The organism is Caenispirillum bisanense (assembly GCF_039523075.1).
Taxonomy (GTDB): Bacteria; Pseudomonadota; Alphaproteobacteria; order Rhodospirillales; family Rhodospirillaceae; genus Caenispirillum; species Caenispirillum bisanense.
This window is the reverse complement of the sequence record NZ_BAAAEP010000015.1, coordinates 29,340-44,008: the sequence shown is the minus strand read 5'-3', so window position 1 is coordinate 44,008 and position 14,669 is coordinate 29,340. Positions and strand designations below refer to the sequence as shown.

At 71.2% G+C, this 14,669-nt stretch carries 16 protein-coding genes; 6 read left to right on the top strand and 10 right to left on the bottom strand.

The window, feature by feature from the left end:
* Positions 1–205: 205 nt before the first annotated feature.
* The 3 genes from ABD056_RS08835 to ABD056_RS08825 form a co-directional block, all read right to left on the bottom strand.
* Positions 206–652, bottom strand: coding sequence for a bacteriohemerythrin (locus ABD056_RS08835; protein ID WP_343866192.1), 447 nt, complete (start codon positions 650–652; stop codon positions 206–208).
* Between the two features lie 5 nt (positions 653–657).
* Positions 658–945: a hypothetical protein gene (locus ABD056_RS08830; RefSeq protein ID WP_343866191.1), complete on the bottom strand. Its 288-nt coding sequence runs from the start codon at positions 943–945 to the stop codon at positions 658–660.
* A 422-nt stretch (positions 946–1,367) separates the two neighbouring features.
* Positions 1,368–1,772 (bottom strand): helix-turn-helix domain-containing protein, encoded by a 405-nt coding sequence (locus ABD056_RS08825; RefSeq protein ID WP_343866190.1) that lies wholly within the window; start codon positions 1,770–1,772, stop codon positions 1,368–1,370.
* 234 nt (positions 1,773–2,006) lie between these two features.
* On the opposite strand from ABD056_RS08825, the gene ABD056_RS08820 reads away from it, so the two are divergent.
* The 6 genes from ABD056_RS08820 (at position 2,007) to ABD056_RS08795 (ending at position 6,544) form a co-directional block, all read left to right on the top strand.
* The gene (locus tag ABD056_RS08820) at positions 2,007–2,729 is read left to right on the top strand and encodes a helix-turn-helix transcriptional regulator (RefSeq protein ID WP_343866189.1); all 723 of its coding nucleotides are present in this window, start codon (positions 2,007–2,009) and stop codon (positions 2,727–2,729) included.
* A gap of 426 nt (positions 2,730–3,155) precedes the next feature.
* Positions 3,156–3,788, top strand: a complete 633-nt coding sequence (locus ABD056_RS08815) for an acyl-homoserine-lactone synthase (protein ID WP_343866188.1) — start codon at positions 3,156–3,158, stop codon at positions 3,786–3,788.
* Positions 3,785–3,967, top strand: a complete 183-nt coding sequence (locus ABD056_RS08810; RefSeq protein WP_343866187.1) for a hypothetical protein — start codon at positions 3,785–3,787, stop codon at positions 3,965–3,967. Before ABD056_RS08815 ends, ABD056_RS08810 begins: the two co-directional genes overlap by 4 nt.
* Complete coding sequence (locus tag ABD056_RS08805; RefSeq protein ID WP_343866186.1) at positions 3,964–4,164, top strand: hypothetical protein; 201 nt, start codon at positions 3,964–3,966, stop codon at positions 4,162–4,164. The genes ABD056_RS08810 and ABD056_RS08805 overlap by 4 nt, the downstream gene beginning before the upstream one ends.
* A 308-nt stretch (positions 4,165–4,472) precedes the next feature.
* Positions 4,473–5,375, top strand: coding sequence for a phytanoyl-CoA dioxygenase family protein (locus ABD056_RS08800; protein ID WP_343866185.1), 903 nt, complete (start codon positions 4,473–4,475; stop codon positions 5,373–5,375).
* 242 nt (positions 5,376–5,617) lie between these two features.
* On the top strand, positions 5,618–6,544 hold the full coding sequence (locus ABD056_RS08795) for a DMT family transporter (RefSeq protein ID WP_343866184.1): 927 nt from the start codon (positions 5,618–5,620) through the stop codon (positions 6,542–6,544).
* A gap of 7 nt (positions 6,545–6,551) precedes the next feature.
* Here the strand turns inward: ABD056_RS08795 and ABD056_RS08790 are convergent, their stop codons facing one another.
* The 7 genes from ABD056_RS08790 to ABD056_RS08760 form a co-directional block, all read right to left on the bottom strand.
* The gene (locus ABD056_RS08790; RefSeq protein WP_343866183.1) at positions 6,552–7,553 is read right to left on the bottom strand and encodes a molybdopterin-binding protein; all 1,002 of its coding nucleotides are present in this window, start codon (positions 7,551–7,553) and stop codon (positions 6,552–6,554) included.
* Between the two features lie 11 nt (positions 7,554–7,564).
* Positions 7,565–8,269: an XdhC family protein gene (locus ABD056_RS08785; RefSeq protein WP_343866182.1), complete on the bottom strand. Its 705-nt coding sequence runs from the start codon at positions 8,267–8,269 to the stop codon at positions 7,565–7,567.
* Complete coding sequence (locus tag ABD056_RS08780) at positions 8,266–9,444, bottom strand: vWA domain-containing protein (protein WP_343866181.1); 1,179 nt, start codon at positions 9,442–9,444, stop codon at positions 8,266–8,268. The genes ABD056_RS08785 and ABD056_RS08780 overlap by 4 nt, the downstream gene beginning before the upstream one ends.
* 6 nt (positions 9,445–9,450) lie before the next feature.
* Positions 9,451–10,374, bottom strand: coding sequence for an AAA family ATPase (locus ABD056_RS08775; RefSeq protein WP_343866180.1), 924 nt, complete (start codon positions 10,372–10,374; stop codon positions 9,451–9,453).
* A gap of 89 nt (positions 10,375–10,463) precedes the next feature.
* Positions 10,464–11,261: an FAD binding domain-containing protein gene (locus ABD056_RS08770; protein WP_343866179.1), complete on the bottom strand. Its 798-nt coding sequence runs from the start codon at positions 11,259–11,261 to the stop codon at positions 10,464–10,466.
* A 20-nt stretch (positions 11,262–11,281) separates the two neighbouring features.
* Positions 11,282–13,681, bottom strand: a complete 2,400-nt coding sequence (locus ABD056_RS08765; RefSeq protein ID WP_343866178.1) for a xanthine dehydrogenase family protein molybdopterin-binding subunit — start codon at positions 13,679–13,681, stop codon at positions 11,282–11,284.
* A gap of 13 nt (positions 13,682–13,694) precedes the next feature.
* A complete protein-coding gene (locus tag ABD056_RS08760) occupies positions 13,695–14,189 on the bottom strand; it encodes a (2Fe-2S)-binding protein (RefSeq protein WP_343866177.1) in 495 nt (164 codons plus the stop codon).
* Between the last annotated feature and the right edge of the window lie 480 nt (positions 14,190–14,669).

The following is a 14,669-nucleotide window of genomic DNA, read 5'->3' as shown; positions in this document are numbered from 1 at the left end:
CCGACGTGATGCCTGCCATGAAGCAAGAGATGTGCCGCCGCCTGACCGCCCCGCCGGCCACGCCGCCGCCCGCGCCGCCGGGGGTCCCGCGCGGGCAGGCATCAGGCAGCGGGGCGCCGCGCTGGCGTTCTGCAAATGCGGTTTCGGTCGGCCGTCGCAGTTTGCCGCGGCGGCCCGCCTGCGGGCGCGGGCGAGGGGCGAGGAGTTACGGCGCCGGCGGCGGCGCCGTCTTGCGGGCGATGCGGGCAGCCTTGATGTAGGGGCGCATGCCGGCGTCCTGCCGCAGGATGTGGTCGACCAGCCAGCGCCGCAGCATGGCGGCCATTTCCTCCAGGCTCTGCTCCGTCACCGGCTCGGTGCGGGTGACGAACCAGCCGCGGGCCTTTTCCTCCACCACCGCCAGCAGACGGCGGTGTTCCTGGGCGTGGGCGTCGTGGAAGGGGAAGCCGATGCGCGCCTGCACCGCCTCCTCCCGCGCGAAGTGGTCGCGGGCATAGGCGTGCAGGCGGCGCAGGGTGGTGGACAGCGCCTCCACCCCGGCGCCCCGTTCGGCCTCCGCCTCGAAGTCGTTGATGATGGCGATGAGGGCGCGGTGGTCGTCGTCGATCACCGGGTGTCCCACCGCCATCTGGTCGCGCCAGATCAGGGCCATGGCCGTCACTCCCCGGCGCCGGCGGAGGCCGCGGCCAGGATGGCGGCAGTCTGCAGCCCGGCATGCAGCGGCGGCCAGGCCGGGCAGTCACGGGCGCAGGCATCGGCGGCCTGCGCCAGCTCCAGATAGGCTTCCAGCCGATCCCCGCAGTTGAAGCCGGCCTCGTGACGGCCGAGCAGGATCAGGCGGTCGTCGATCGGGCAGCGGGCCCGGCGGCGGCAGTAGCTGCAGATGGCGTGGGCGGCGTTGGCCGCCGCGGGCTCGGCGGCCGGTCGCGTCAGTATCTCCCCCATTGATCCTTCCCCTCGGTGATGGTTTCGCCTGGGCCGTTCCGATCTCCTTGGTACGGCTCAAGTTACAGGGGCGTCAATGGTGCCAAAGGTAAAACTAATATAACGCAACGTTGCGCTGACGCTGTATTCAGACCTTCGTCTCAGGCATTCGACAAGAAGATGTCGGGAGAGGGGCGGCACAACCGCCTTCGGCCGTCTTCGCGTTACTTGCGGCCGGCGGAGAGTCGCACCCGGCGCAGTTGTCGGCGCTTTGCCCCCATCGGGCCGTCGGCGGGGTCTGCCTCAGCGGGAATGCGAAAGGCCCGCCGGCGGGACCGCGCGAAGCGGTGTGCCGGACGGGCCTGGATCATCGCACCGGTGCCGGATGCGGTCCGCCGCTGCCCCCTTCCCCCAAGGCAGCGTCGGGCCGTCGGCGCCAGCGATCAGCCGCTGCCTTCGAGGAAGGAGAGAATGGCGCCCTGCTGCTTCTTGTTCAGCCGGTTGAAGGCGACCAGCAGGCGCAGTTCCTCGGTGGAGATGGCGTTTTCGTCGGTGGAGGGCTGGTCGTCATCCTCGCGGAAGTCCTCGAAGAAGAACGACACCGGCACCTTCAGCACGCGGGAAATTTCCCACAGGCGGGAGGCCGAGATGCGGTTGGTGCCGCGTTCGTACTTCTGAATCTGCTGGAAGGTGACGCCGATCTGCTCACCCAGTTCCTGCTGCGTCAGGCCGAGCAGGGTACGGCGCAGGCGAACGCGGCGGCCGACGTGGCGGTCGAGCGGATGACCTTCGCGCGTCGTCTCCTCGTCGGGTGCCGCGGCGGCAGGGGTGGCGGTGGGGAGGGGCATTCGATCGACCTCGCAATGACGGGTTATTTAACCGGAGCCAATACTACCTATTGATTTGCCGTTTCGGCAAGACTTATGTTAATGCCGCAATCGGGGATAGGGCTCGTTACCTAAGAAAACATTCGGGCGGCTCTTGCAATCATTTGTGGTGAATCGGACGGCGCAACTTTCGACTTTCGTATGCGCGAGCCTTGCGGTAGCTTATCCGTGAGAAGGGGGCGGGGAAGGGGACCAATGTCCATTGCGGACTTCATAGAAGCCACTGCGGCCGCGCAGACGCCGGATCAGCTCGACGAGCATCTGGTGGCGGAACTGGGCCGCTTGGGCTTTGAGTTCGTGGTGTATTGCGAGGTCACCCGCTTCCAGGAGACCGGCGATCCGTCGGCGCTGCTGTCGGTCAATACCATGCCGGACGAATGGGTCTCCCACTATATCCGGTCGGACTACAGCTCCATCGATCCGATGATCCACCGCGCCCGCCACTCCATGCGCCCCTTCGCCTGGCAGGAAGCGTGGGACATGCCCGACCTGATGCCCCGCCAGCGCGCCCTGCGCGAAGAAAGCCGCGCCGTCGGCATGGCCCATGGCATCACCGTGCCGCTGTTCGGGCCGAGCGGCTCCACTGCCCTCATCTCCGCCGCCGGGCGGGAGGCGGGGCTGGAGGAGCTGACGGTCAACCGCACCGTCGCCGCCATGGCCACCCAGTTCCACCTGATGAAGGGAACGTTGCGCGCCAGCGGGGCGGAACTGCCGCCGCTGGTGCCGCTGACCGGGCGCGAGCGCGAGGTGCTGACCTGGGTCGCCCGCGGCAAGAGCAACACGGTGATCGGCGAGATCCTCAACATCTCCGACAGTTCGGTGAACTTCCACATCACCAACGTCATGCGCAAGCTTGATGCCTCCACCCGCGTCATGGCGGTGCTGAAGGCCCTGCGCAACGGCCTCATCGCCCCCTGAGGCACCGGGCGCCCCGGCGCCCGCGTCCGGCACCGCCCCGCACCGCCGCCGGCGATCCGGCCGTCCGGCCGCCGGTGCGGCCGCCCCTGTTCATCCGCCCCTCCCGTCACGAGTCGCGCCGGCCTGCGCCGCCGCCCCGCCGCCTTTGCGCGCCGGCGGGGGTCCTGGGCTGCCGGAAAACCGCCCGTCCGGCATCCGAAGGGAGGGGGAGTTGTGCCCTTCAAAAGAATCTTTTTGTCATGATACGCGCTCTGATCGTGGTGCGGCCTTTACAAATGCGCGCATTAATACGAAGATTCTTGATTTGCGGTTGAGGCGAAAACCTCTGGAAGTCCAGGGGTTTACCTGCCCCTGAGTGATCACTCAGGCTGTTTCTCCCGGCGATCCGCGGTTCTATGGGGCATCGAGCAGACCGGGAGAACACCCATGCTGGATTGCCTCACCTGGGCCACGGCCCACCTGTTCGGCAGCGCGCTGGCCGAACAGCACCGGCTGCGCTACCGCGTCTTCGTGGAGCGCGCCGGCTGGAACGTCCCCCACATCCACGAAATGGAGTGGGACAAGTACGACACCCCCGCCGCCCACTATCTGGTGTGGCGGGACGACGAAGGCACCGCCCGCGGCGTCGTGCGCTTCAGCCCCACCACCGTCCCCTACATGATCGAGGACGTGTGGCCGGACATGATCGACGACGGCGGCCTGCCCCACGACGACACCGTGTGGGAAGCCACCCGCCTGGCGGTCGATCCCGCCCTGCCGGCCGAGATGCGCCGCGAGATCCGGGCCGAGCTGGTGGTCGGCATCATGGAATTCGGCCTGCTGCACGGCATTCGCCAGTACCTGCACCTGATGCCGGTGACCTTCGTGCGCTCCTTCCTGTGGGGCAACGACATGGACACCCGGCCGATCAGCCCCGTGTGCCGCATCGACGGCATCCCCTGCCGGGTGTGGATGACCACCGTGACGGAGGAACGGCTGGAGATGGTGCGCGCCGCCGCCGGCGTCGCCAACGTCCTGCGCCTGCCCGCCGACGTCGTTCCGGAGACCCGCGCCGCATGACCGCCTCCGCCGCCGCCCGAACCCTGCCGCCCCAGACGGCGGAGCAGACCATCCTGGAAGGCCTGCTCTACCTGGAGCGCGAAGCCCACGACGCCGGCCTGCCGGACCTGGCCCACGCCATCCGCGCCGCCGTCACCGTCTACACCACCGCCGAGCCCGACAAGGAGTGCGACGCATGAGCATCGTCGTGCCGTTCCCCATGCCCGCCGCCGCCTGCACCGCCGCCTCGCCGGACGAGGACCAGGTCCAGGCCATCCGCGCCATGCTCCGCTACCTCCAGCGCGAAACGCAGGAGAGCGGCCTGGCCGGCACCACCGACATGATCGCCGCGGCGCTGCAGGCGCTGGATCGCGACATGCTGGTGGCGGTGCGCTGACCCGGCGCGACCTTCCCCGACAGACCTGAGCGGGCCCGCCGCCCGACGACCGCCCGGCCCTGTGGCCGGCGGTGATGCCGCCGGCTTGCCGCCGCGCGGCGGGCGGCCACACCGCACCCGGCACCGCCCCCGTGGCGGCTGCCCGTAACGCGCACCGATGCGGTGCGTGACGGCGCCCCTGCGCCGGCTGACGGAGCCCCCGCTGCGTGGCGGGCTCCCCCCGATCATCACCTGCGTGAATTCACCCGACCGGCGATCCAGGCGTCCCGGTGACGCCCCCGCCTTGTCCGACCCAAGGGAGTCCGAGCATGTCCGTGCAGACCATCAGCGCCCTGACCACCAGCGTGGAGCAGGCCCAGGAAATCCTTCGCCGCGACGGCGCCATCATCATCACCGACGCCCTGCCGGCCGGCGTCATCGACGAGGTGGATGCCGAACTGGCGCCCTACCTCGACCGCGTGCCGTTCAGCCAGGGCAACTTCTTCGGCTGGCGCACCAAGCGCTGCGCCTCCATCCTGGTGAAGTCGCGGGCCTCGCACCAGATGGCGGCCAACCCCTATGTCACCGACGTGGTGAAGGGCATGCTGCTGCCGTTCTGCGAAAGCATCCAGCTGTCCGGCACCCAGGCCATCCAGATCCATCCCGGCGAGCCGGAGCAGCTGCTGCACGCCGACGAGGAACTGTGGCCGGCGGAGCGTGGCCGCATGCAGTACCAGGTCAACACCGTCTGGGCGCTGACCGACTTCACCAAGGAAAACGGCGCCACCCGCATCGTGCCCGGCAGCCACACCCGCGACGCCATCGAGCGCCTGCCCGATGAGTCGGAGATCGTCTATGCCGAGATGCCGCGCGGCGCGGTGGCGGTGTGGCTCGGCTCCACCATCCACGGCGGCGGCGCCAACCAGTCCAACGCCCCGCGCACCGGCCTGTCGCTGGCCTACTGCCTCGGCTGGCTGCGGCAGGCGGAGAACCACTACCTCGCCAACCCGCCGGAAATCGCCCGCACCTACAGCCGCGAACTGCAGGAACTGATCGGCTACAACGTCCACAGCCCCAACCTGGGCGCCTTCGAGGGCCAGGACCCCAAGGTGCTGCTGGAGATGGGCGAGCGGCCGGACGTGCTGGCCTTCCAGGACTTCATGCCGGAATGGGCCGCCGCCCTGCTGGCCGAGTACTGCGCTGCCCGCGACGCTGCCAAGCGCGCCGCTTGACAACGACGCTGCCAAGCGCGCTGCCTGACATCGACGCTGCCAGACGCGCCGCCTGATCCAGGCGCCACCGCAAGCACCGACGGCGGACCGACGCCACCGGCCCGCCCCAGCGCCCGCCGCCCGCACCGGAGCCTCCGGTGCGGGCGCACGGGCGTTGCGGCGGGCCCAGAGTGGCCCTTTCCGGCCCCGTGCGGCACCGCTAAACAGCGGCCATTGCCCCCCTTCCGCACGGAGCCCCCACGGTGTCGAGACTGCGCGCCGACCTGATCCTGCTTCTGGCCGCCATGATCTGGGGCTCCACCTTCGTCGTGCAGAAGCTCGCCTTCCTGGACGAGGCCGGCGAGGCGACGGCGGCGGTGCCGGAGGATGGCGCCCTCGGGCCGCTGGCCTTCACCGGCATCCGCTTCCTGCTCGGCGCCCTGGTGGTGCTGCCGCTGGCCCTGCGCGAGACGGCGCGGGCGGAGGCGCCGGCGCGGCCGCTGGACCGCCTGGGCTTCGTGCTGTGCGGCGTGCTGCTGTTCACCGGCTCCATCACCCAGCAGGTGGGCATCATCGGCACCTCGGTCACCAATGCCGGCTTCCTGACGGCGCTGTATGTGCCGCTGGTGCCGCTGCTCGGTCTGTTCCTGCTGCGCCGCCGTCCCCATTGGGCGGTGTGGCCGGGGGTGGCGGGCTGCACCCTCGGCACCTGGTTCCTCAACGGCGGCGACCTCACCGGCATGTCGCAAGGCGACCTGTGGGTGACCGCCGGCACCGTGTTCTGGGCCCTGCACGTCATCTGCGTCGGCACCTTCGTCACCCGTTCCGGCCGGCCGCTGACGCTGGCCTGCAGCCAGTTCGTGACCGTCGGCACCGTCGGCCTGATCGCCGCCCTGCTGCTGGAACAGCCGAGCTGGCAGTCCATTTCGGCGGCGTGGTTCGAAATCGCCTGGGCCGGCTGCCTGTCGGTCGGCATCGCCTTCACCCTGCAGGTGATCGGCCAGCGCGGCGCCCATCCGGCCGACGCGGCGATCATCCTCAGCTCCGAAATGGTGTTCGCCGCCCTGGCCGGCGCCATCGTGCTGGGCGAGCGGCTGGCCCCCGACCAGTACGCCGGCGCCGCCATCATCCTGGTCAGCATCATCGCCGTCGAGGTGCTGCCCTTCCTGCACAAGCGGAAGGTGAGGTAGGGAAGGGTCACTCCGGCGGCGGCACCGCCTGGGCGCGGGGCAGGGGGCGTTCCGGCACGTCCATGACCAGGCCGCCGACGCCCAGGCCCATGATTTCCCGCGGCCCCACCGGCACCCCGGCCGCCAGCCGCCACAGCACCCAGTCGGCGCCGTTGAGCTTGGGGGAGCGGGCGCAGCCGGGCAGGCCGAGCACCGGCACCGTCTCCCACTGCGCCAGCAGCAGCAGGTTGCCGGGGTCCACCGGCATGCCGAAGTGCTCCACCGTGCCGCCCACCCGCTCCACCGCCGCCGGCAGCACGTCGGCGCGGTCGGTGATGGCGGAGGCGCCGATCAGCAGCAGCAGGTCGCAACCGGCCGCCCGCACCTCGCGCAGGGCTCCGGCGACGGCGGCCTCGTCGTGGCGGCAGCGCACCTCCCGCACCAGCGCGGCGCCGCAGGCGGCAAGGCGGGCGGCGGTGGTGACGGCGGTCTTGTCGAGCATGCTTTCCTTGGTGCCGGCCACCCGTGTCTGCACCAGCGCCGCGCGCAGCGGCCGCCAGGGCGCGACGGTGACGGCGGCGCGGCCGGCCACCAGTTCGCACAGGGCCACGGTGTCGGCCGGCACGGCAAACGGGATGATCTTAACCGTCGCCACCATCTTGCCCGGCTCCACCGGATCGCAGTCGGGCAGGGTGGCGAGGGTGACCGCCTCGGTCACGCCGTTGATGCGGTCGACGGCGTCGCGGTCGACCCGGAACAGCCCGGCGGCGGTGGCGTGCAGGTTGACCCGGCCGGTGGCGGCGGCGCTCGCCTCCACTCCCGGCCCGGCGACGGCGGCGGCGATGCGGGTGGCGGCGGCGTCCTCGCCGATGTCGTCGGCCTCCAGCCGGGCGGCGATCACCGTCGCCAGCCCCTCGGCCCGCAGGGCGGCCACGTCGTCGGCGGTCAGCACCCGGCCCTTGGGCCACTTGCGGCCGGCCACCAGCATCGAGTGGGCGAGCACGCAGCCGGCCGCCTCGGCCACGGGCATGTCGCCGAACCTCATGGCTGCGCCCCGCGCCGCACGGCGGTGATCTGCGCCAGGATGGAGACGGCGATTTCCGCCGGCGACCGCGCCCCGATGGCGAGCCCGACCGGCGCATGCAGGCGGCCGATCTCCCCCGCCGACAGGCCCGCCGCCTCCAGCCGCTCCACCCGTTTCGCGTGGGTCTTGCGGCTGCCGAGGGCGCCGACGTAGAAGGCCGGCGACCGCAGGGCGATGCGCAGGGCGGGGTCGTCCAGCTTGGGATCGTGGGTGAGGGTGACGATGGCGGTGCGGGCATCGGGCCGCAGCGCCTCCAGCGCCTCGTCCGGCCAGTCGTGGGTGAGGGTGACGCCGGCGAAGCGCTCCGGCGTGGCAAAGGCCTCGCGCGGGTCCACCACCACCACGTCGTAGCCGGTCATCACCGCCATGGGGATCAGGCTCTGGGCGATGTGGACGGCGCCGACGATCACCAGCCGCGGCGGCGGCGCGTGGACATCGACGAACAGCGGCCGCACGTCCTCGGCCGCGTCGAGCATGCCGCCGGTGTCGTCGTGCAGCCGGGCGCGCACCGCCTGCCGCTCGGCCCCCGTCAGCGCGAGGTCGCCGCTTTCGCCCTCCGGCTCCACCAGCGCCTGGGCGCCGCTGGCGGTGTCGGTCACCACCGCCGCCGGCACGCGCAGGGCCTTGGCGGCCAGCAGGGCGTCGAGCAGGGCGCGCTTCATCGCCGGGGTCCTCCGCTGTCGCCCAGCGCCTCGGCCAGGGCGCTCAGGCTGTTCAGGTTATGCACCGGACGGTGTTCGTGTACGAACGATACCATGGCCGCCGCCCCCTTGGCGCGCGGTTCGTAGCCGTCCCACCGCAGCAGCGGGTTGAGCCAGATGAGGCGGCGGCAGCTGCGGCGCAGGCGGCCCATCTGGTCCTCCAGCCCGGCGCCGGCGTCGCGGTCGAGCCCGTCGGTGATCAGCAGCACCACCGCCCCCTGGCCGAGCACCCGCCGGCCCCAGCGGCGGTTGAAGGTATCCAGGCACTGGCCGATGCGGGTGCCGCCGTCCCAGTCCGGCACCTCGCGGCTCACCCGTTCCACCGCCGCGTCGATGTCGCGCCGCTTCAGCGACCGGGTGACGTTGGTCAGCCGGGTGCCGAACAGGAAGACGTGGACGCGGTCGCGGTCGTTGGTCAGGGCGTGCAGGAAGCGCAGCAGCAGCCGCGCGTACTGCCCCATGCTGCCGGAGATGTCGCACAGCACCACCAGGGGCGGCGGACGTTCGCGGCGGGTGGCGCGGGCCAGTTCGATGACGTCGCCGCCGCCGGCGCGGGCGGTGTCGCGCAGCGTCCGCCGCAGGTCGATGCGCGGGCCGCGGGCGGCGGGGCGGAAGCGGCGGGTGGGCAGGGCGAGGCGGCTGAGGCGCATGCCGGCGATGATCCGCTTCGCCTCCGCCAGTTCGGCCGCCGTCATCTGCTCGAAATCCTTGCTGCGCAGGATTTCCTCGGCGGAGAACACCAGCCGGCCGTCGATGCGGATTTCCTGCTTCTTCTCCTCGCGGGCGTCGAGGTCGGGCGGCGGCGGCTTGGCGAGGGTGTCCTGCAGGCGGCGCGACAGTTCCGTCCCGTCCTTGCCGAGGTCGGCCCGCATGGCCGGCAGCAGCAGGCCCATGGCCTTCTTCAGCAGGTCGGGGTTGCGCCAGAACAGGTGGAAGGCCTGGTCGAACAGCTCATGCTGGTCGTGGCGGTCGGTGAGGGTGGCGTGCAGCGCCCAGTAGACATCCTCGCGCCGCTCAAGGCCGACGGCCGCCACCGCCTCCAGCGCCCGCAGCGCCTTCTGCGGCCCGACCGGCAGGCCGGCGGCGCGCAGGGTGCGGGTGAACGCCACCACGTTGGCGGCCAGCGCGCCGGTCATGGCCGGTCACTCCCCGGCGGCGCGGGCGGACAGGTCGGCCCGCACCTGCATGAGCAGGCGGGCGGATTCGTCGCCCTGGATGCGGGCGATGTCGTCCTGGTACTTGAGCAGCACGCCGAGGGTGCCGTCGATGCCGGCCTGAGTCAGCTCGATCTGGTCCAGTTCCACCAGGGTGGTCGCCCAGTCCAGGCTTTCCGCCACCCCCGGCGCCTTGAACAGATCCTGCCGGCGCAGGGCCTGCACGAAGGCCACCACCTGCCGGCTGAGGTCGTCCGGCACCTGCGGCAGCCGGGCCGACAGGATGGCCAGTTCACGCTCGAAGTCGGGATAGTCGACCCAGTGATAGAAGCAGCGGCGCTTCAGGGCATCGTGGATTTCGCGGGTGCGGTTGCTGGTCAGGATGACGATGGGCGGCCGCTCGGCGCGGATGGTGCCGATTTCCGGGATGGTCACCTGGAAGTCCGACAGCACCTCCAGCAGATAGGCCTCGAAGGGTTCGTCGGTGCGGTCCAGCTCGTCGATGAGCAGCACCGGCGGGCCGGCGACGTCGGGTTCCAGCGCCTGCAGGATGGGGCGGCGGATGAGGAAGCGGTCGGAGAACAGGTCTTCCCCCAGCGCCGCCCGGTCCCGGTCGCCGGCCGCCTCGCCGAGGCGGATTTCGAGCATCTGGCGGGCGTAGTTCCATTCGTAGACGGCGGCGGCGACGTCCAGCCCTTCATAGCATTGCAGCCGCACCAGCCGGCGGCCTAGGGTGGCGGCCAGCACCTTGGCGATCTCGGTCTTGCCGACGCCGGCCTCGCCCTCCAGGAACAGCGGCCGCCCCAGCTTCAGCGCCAGATACAGCACGGTGGCGAGGGAACGGTCGGCGACATAGCTGCCGGCGCGCAGCAGCTCGGCGGTGGCGTCGACGGAGGCGGGCAGGGGCGTCATGGGGCCTCGTGGGCAGGGGAGGTCAGGCGGTCGAGGGACGGGAGAGGCGGCGGCGGGCGCCCGTCGCCGGGGCGCCCGCCGCCGGACCCTCAGCCGGTGGCCATCACCACCGCCCGCTTGGCCATCAGCGTCACCAGATGGGCGCGGTAGTCGGCGCCGGCGTGGATGTCGGCGTTCAGGCCGTCCGGCGAGACGGTGATGCCGGCCAGCGCGTCGGGGCTGAAGGTGCCCGCCAGCGCCTGTTCCATCTCCGCCACCCGGAACACCGACGGCCCGGCGCCGGTGACGGCGACGCGCACCCCGGCGGCGGTCTGCGCCACCATCACCCCCACCACCGCATAGCGCGAGGCGGGATGGCGGAACTTGGCGTAGCCGGCCCGCTGCGGCACCGGGAAGCGCACGGCGGTGACGATCTCGCCCGGCTCCAGGGCGGTTTCGAACATGCCGGTGAAGAAGTCGTCGGCGGCGATCTCGCGGCTGCTGGTGACGACGGTGGCGTTCAGCCCGACCACGGCGGCGGGGTAGTCCGCCGCCGGATCGGCGTTGGCGATGGAGCCGCCGAGGGTGCCGCGGTTGCGCACCTGGGCATCGCCGATGTGGCGGGCGAGGTAGGCCAGCGCCGGGATGCGGTCGCGCACCGTGGTGTCATAGGCGACGTCGGCATGGGGCGTCATGGCGCCGACGACGATGCTGTCGCCCTCCGCCCGCACGCCTTGCAGCTCGGGGATGTCGCGCAGGTCCACCAGGGTGCTCGGCATGGCCAGGCGCTGTTTGAGGGTGGGGATCAGCGTCATGCCGCCGGCCACCACCTTGGCATCGGGGTCGGCCGCCAGCGCCGCGGCGACGGCGGAGACGGACGTCGGGTGCTGGTACTCGAAGCTGTACATGGTTCAAGTCCTCCCCTTTGTTATTCGGCCGCCAGAGGGGCAGCCTGTTTGTCGCGCAGGGTCCGCCACACCCGTTCGGGCGAGGCCGGCATGTCCATGTGCGCGATGTCGAGGGCGTCGCAGACCGCGTTCATGACGCAGGCGGCGCCGCCGATGGTGCCCGCCTCGCCGCAGCCCTTCACGCCAAGGGCGTTGGTGGTGCAGAGCACTTCGTTGGTCTTGACCTCGAAGCTCGGCACGTCGTCGGCGCGCGGCATGGCGTAATCCATGAACGATCCGGTCAGCAGCTGGCCGGAGTCCTCGTCATAGACGCAGTTCTCCAGCAGCGCCTGGCCGATGCCCTGCACCAGCCCGCCGTGGACCTGGCCTTCGACGATCATCGGGTTGATGACCCGCCCGAAGTCGTCCACCGCCACGAAGCGCAGGATCTTTGTCACGCCCGTTTCGGGGTCGACCTCCACCTCGCAGATCTGCGTGCCGTTGGGGAAGGTGAAGTTCTTGGGGTCGTAGAAGGCCTGCTCGTCCAGGCCCGGCTCCAGCTCGTCCAGCGGATAGTTGTGGGGCACGTAGGCGGCACCGGCGATTTCCGCGATGCCGATGGTCTTGTCGGTGCCGGCGACGCGGAAGGTGCCGTCGGCGAACTCGATGTCGTCGGCGCTGGCCTCCAGCAGGTGGGCGGCGATCTTCTTCGACTTGGCGATCACCTTGTCGATGGCCTTCATCATCGCCATGCCGCCCACCGCCAGCGACCGCGAGCCGTAGGTGCCCATGCCGAAGGGCGTGCGGGCGCTGTCGCCGTGGACGATCTCCACCTTGTCCATGGGCACGCCCAGGCGTTCGGAGACGATCTGGGCGAAGGTGGTCTCGTGGCCCTGGCCGTGGCTGTGGACGCCGACCATGACCGAGACCGAGCCGGTGGGGTGGAACCGCACCTCCGCCGAATCATAGAGGCCGGCACGGGCGCCCAGGGCGCCGGCGACGTTGGACGGGGCGATGCCGCAGGCCTCGATGTAGCTGGCGAAGCCGATGCCGCGCAGCTTGCCGCGGGCCGCCGATTCGGCGCGGCGGGCGGGGAAGCCGGCGTAGTCGATCATCTCCAGCGCATCCACCAGATTGCGCTGGAAGTCGCCGCTGTCGTACTGCAGGCCGACGGGGGTGTCGTAGGGCATCATGTCCGGGGTGATGAAGTTGCGGCTGCGCAGCTCCGCCCGGTCGATGCCCATCTCGCGCGCCGCCACGTCGACGATGCGCTCGATCAGGTAGCAGGCTTCCGGCCGCCCGGCGCCGCGATAGGCATCCACCGGCACGGTGTTGGTGAACACCGCCTTCACCTCGGCATAGATCGCTGGCGTCTTGTACTGCCCTGACAGCAGGGTGGCGTAGAGGATGGTCGGGATGCACGACGAGAAGGTGGACAGATAGGCGCCCATGTTGGCGATGGTGTTCACCCGCAGGCCGAGGAAGATGCCCTGCTCGTCCAGCGCCAGTTCCACATGGGTCACATGGTCGCGGCCGTGGGCGTCGGACTGGAAGCTCTCGCCCCGCTCCGCCGTCCACTTGACCGGCCGGCCGAGCTTGCGGGCGGCGAAGACGACGATCACTTCCTCGGCGTAGTGATAGATCTTCGAGCCGAAGCCGCCGCCGACATCGGGCGCCACCACCCGTACCTTGTGCTCCGGCAGGCCCATGGTGAAGCCGCACAGCAGCAGGCGGATCAGCTGCGGGTTCTGGCTGGTGGTGGTGAGGGTGTATTCCTCGCTGCCGCGGTCGTACTCGCCGATGGCGGCGCGCGGCTCCATGGCGTTGGGCACCAGCCGGTTGTTGATGAGGTCCAGCCGGGCCACGTGGGCGGCGCGGGCGAAGGCTTCGTCGGTCTTGGCCTTGTCCCCCCATTCCCAGTCGTAGCAGACGTTGTCCGGCGCCTCGTCATGCACCGGGGCCCCGGTTGCGCCGGCGGCCGTGCCGGTGGCGACGGTGGCCGGCAGTTCGTCGTAGTCGACGGCGATCAGCTCGGCGGCATCCTTGGCCTGGTTGAGCGTTTCCGCCACCACCACCGCCACCTGGTCGCCGACATAGCGCACCTTGTCCACCGCCAGCGGCAGGTGGGGCGGTTCCTTCATGGCCATGCCGTCGCGGCTCTTGATGAGCCAGCCGCAGGGCAGCGAGCCGATGCCGGCCGCCTTCATCTCGGCGCCGGTGATGACGGCGTGGACGCCCGGCGCCTGCTCGGCCTCGGTGGTGTCGATGGACAGGATGCGGGCGTGGGCGTGGGGGCTGCGCAGGATGTAGGCGTACAGCTGGCCCTGCTTGTTCATGTCGTCGGTATAGCGGCCGCGGCCGGTGAGGAAGCGGTAATCCTCGACGCGCTTGACCGGGGCGCCGATGCCGGTGGACTTGGCGGGGTTCTGAAGCACGGTCATGGCGGCGGCTCCCTTACTCGGCGGCGTGCTGGGCGGGGGACTGCATGGTGGCGAGGCCGGTCTTCACCGCCTTGACGATGTTGTGGTAGCCGGTGCAGCGGCACATGTTGCCCTCCAGCCACTCGCGGATCTCGTCCTCGTCGGCGGCCGGGTTGACGCGCGCCAGGTCGGCGGCGCTCATGACCATGCCGGGGGTACAGAAGCCGCACTGCAGGCCGTGGTGTTCCTTGAAGGCCGCCTGCATGGGGTGCAGGGTGCCGTCGGCGGCGGCCAGGCCCTCGATGGTGGTGATCTCGGCGCCCTCCGCCTGGGCCGCCAGCAGGGTGCAGCTTTTCACCGACCGGCCGTTGACGTGCACCGTGCAGGCGCCGCACTGGCTGGTGTCGCAACCGACATGGGTGCCGGTGAGGCCGAGGGTCTGGCGCAGCACGTCGGCCAGCAGGGCGTTGGCCTCCACGGCCACCGTCACGGGTTTTCCATTCACGGTCATCGAAACGCTGAGAGCCATCTGTGATTTCCTCCCTGTGGCGCCGGGGCGCCCGATTGGTTGTTGTGATTGCTCGCGGCTCGGACTGGGCTGGGGCAGGCGGACGATCCCGGCGGGTCAGCCTCCTGCCAGCAGGACGATGAGGACGATCACCACCACCGCGCCGCCGGCCCACCACATCCAGGTGCTGCCGCCGGAGGCAGAGGCAGGAGCGGAGGCAGGGCCGGCGCTGCGGGCGGGGGGGGGGGGGGGGGGGGGGGGGGCGGGGGGGGGGGGGGGGGGGGGGGGGGGGGGGGGCGGGCGGGGCGGGGGGGGGGGGGGGGGGGGGGGGGGGGGGGGGGGCGGCCGCCGGTTCCTGGGGATGGGCGGTGGCGGCCTCGGCGCCGGTGCGTTCCGCCGCGGCGGCCGGGATGACGTCGGCCGGGCTGGCGCCGGTGGCGGCGGCCAGTTCGGCGGCCGGCATGGAGGCGCCGGGAGCCGGCGGGACCACCCGCGCGCCGG

What these genes read in the sequence shown, in the direction of transcription:
- ABD056_RS08810 (WP_343866187.1), top strand. Translation starts at nt 3,785, where the DNA reads ATGACCGCCTCCGCCGCCGCCCGAACCCTGCCGCCCCAGACGGCGGAG.
- ABD056_RS08785 (WP_343866182.1), bottom strand. Translation starts at nt 8,269, where the DNA reads ATGAAGCGCGCCCTGCTCGACGCCCTGCTGGCCGCCAAGGCCCTGCGC.
- ABD056_RS08815 (WP_343866188.1), top strand. Translation starts at nt 3,156, where the DNA reads ATGCTGGATTGCCTCACCTGGGCCACGGCCCACCTGTTCGGCAGCGCG.
- ABD056_RS08780 (WP_343866181.1), bottom strand. Translation starts at nt 9,444, where the DNA reads ATGACCGGCGCGCTGGCCGCCAACGTGGTGGCGTTCACCCGCACCCTG.
- ABD056_RS08830 (WP_343866191.1), bottom strand. Translation starts at nt 945, where the DNA reads ATGGGGGAGATACTGACGCGACCGGCCGCCGAGCCCGCGGCGGCCAAC.
- ABD056_RS08820 (WP_343866189.1), top strand. Translation starts at nt 2,007, where the DNA reads ATGTCCATTGCGGACTTCATAGAAGCCACTGCGGCCGCGCAGACGCCG.
- ABD056_RS08805 (WP_343866186.1), top strand. Translation starts at nt 3,964, where the DNA reads ATGAGCATCGTCGTGCCGTTCCCCATGCCCGCCGCCGCCTGCACCGCC.
- ABD056_RS08835 (WP_343866192.1), bottom strand. Translation starts at nt 652, where the DNA reads ATGGCCCTGATCTGGCGCGACCAGATGGCGGTGGGACACCCGGTGATC.
- ABD056_RS08790 (WP_343866183.1), bottom strand. Translation starts at nt 7,553, where the DNA reads ATGCCCGTGGCCGAGGCGGCCGGCTGCGTGCTCGCCCACTCGATGCTG.
- ABD056_RS08760 (WP_343866177.1), bottom strand. Translation starts at nt 14,189, where the DNA reads ATGGCTCTCAGCGTTTCGATGACCGTGAATGGAAAACCCGTGACGGTG.
- ABD056_RS08825 (WP_343866190.1), bottom strand. Translation starts at nt 1,772, where the DNA reads ATGCCCCTCCCCACCGCCACCCCTGCCGCCGCGGCACCCGACGAGGAG.
- ABD056_RS08800 (WP_343866185.1), top strand. Translation starts at nt 4,473, where the DNA reads ATGTCCGTGCAGACCATCAGCGCCCTGACCACCAGCGTGGAGCAGGCC.
- ABD056_RS08770 (WP_343866179.1), bottom strand. Translation starts at nt 11,261, where the DNA reads ATGTACAGCTTCGAGTACCAGCACCCGACGTCCGTCTCCGCCGTCGCC.
- ABD056_RS08775 (WP_343866180.1), bottom strand. Translation starts at nt 10,374, where the DNA reads ATGACGCCCCTGCCCGCCTCCGTCGACGCCACCGCCGAGCTGCTGCGC.
- ABD056_RS08765 (WP_343866178.1), bottom strand. Translation starts at nt 13,681, where the DNA reads ATGACCGTGCTTCAGAACCCCGCCAAGTCCACCGGCATCGGCGCCCCG.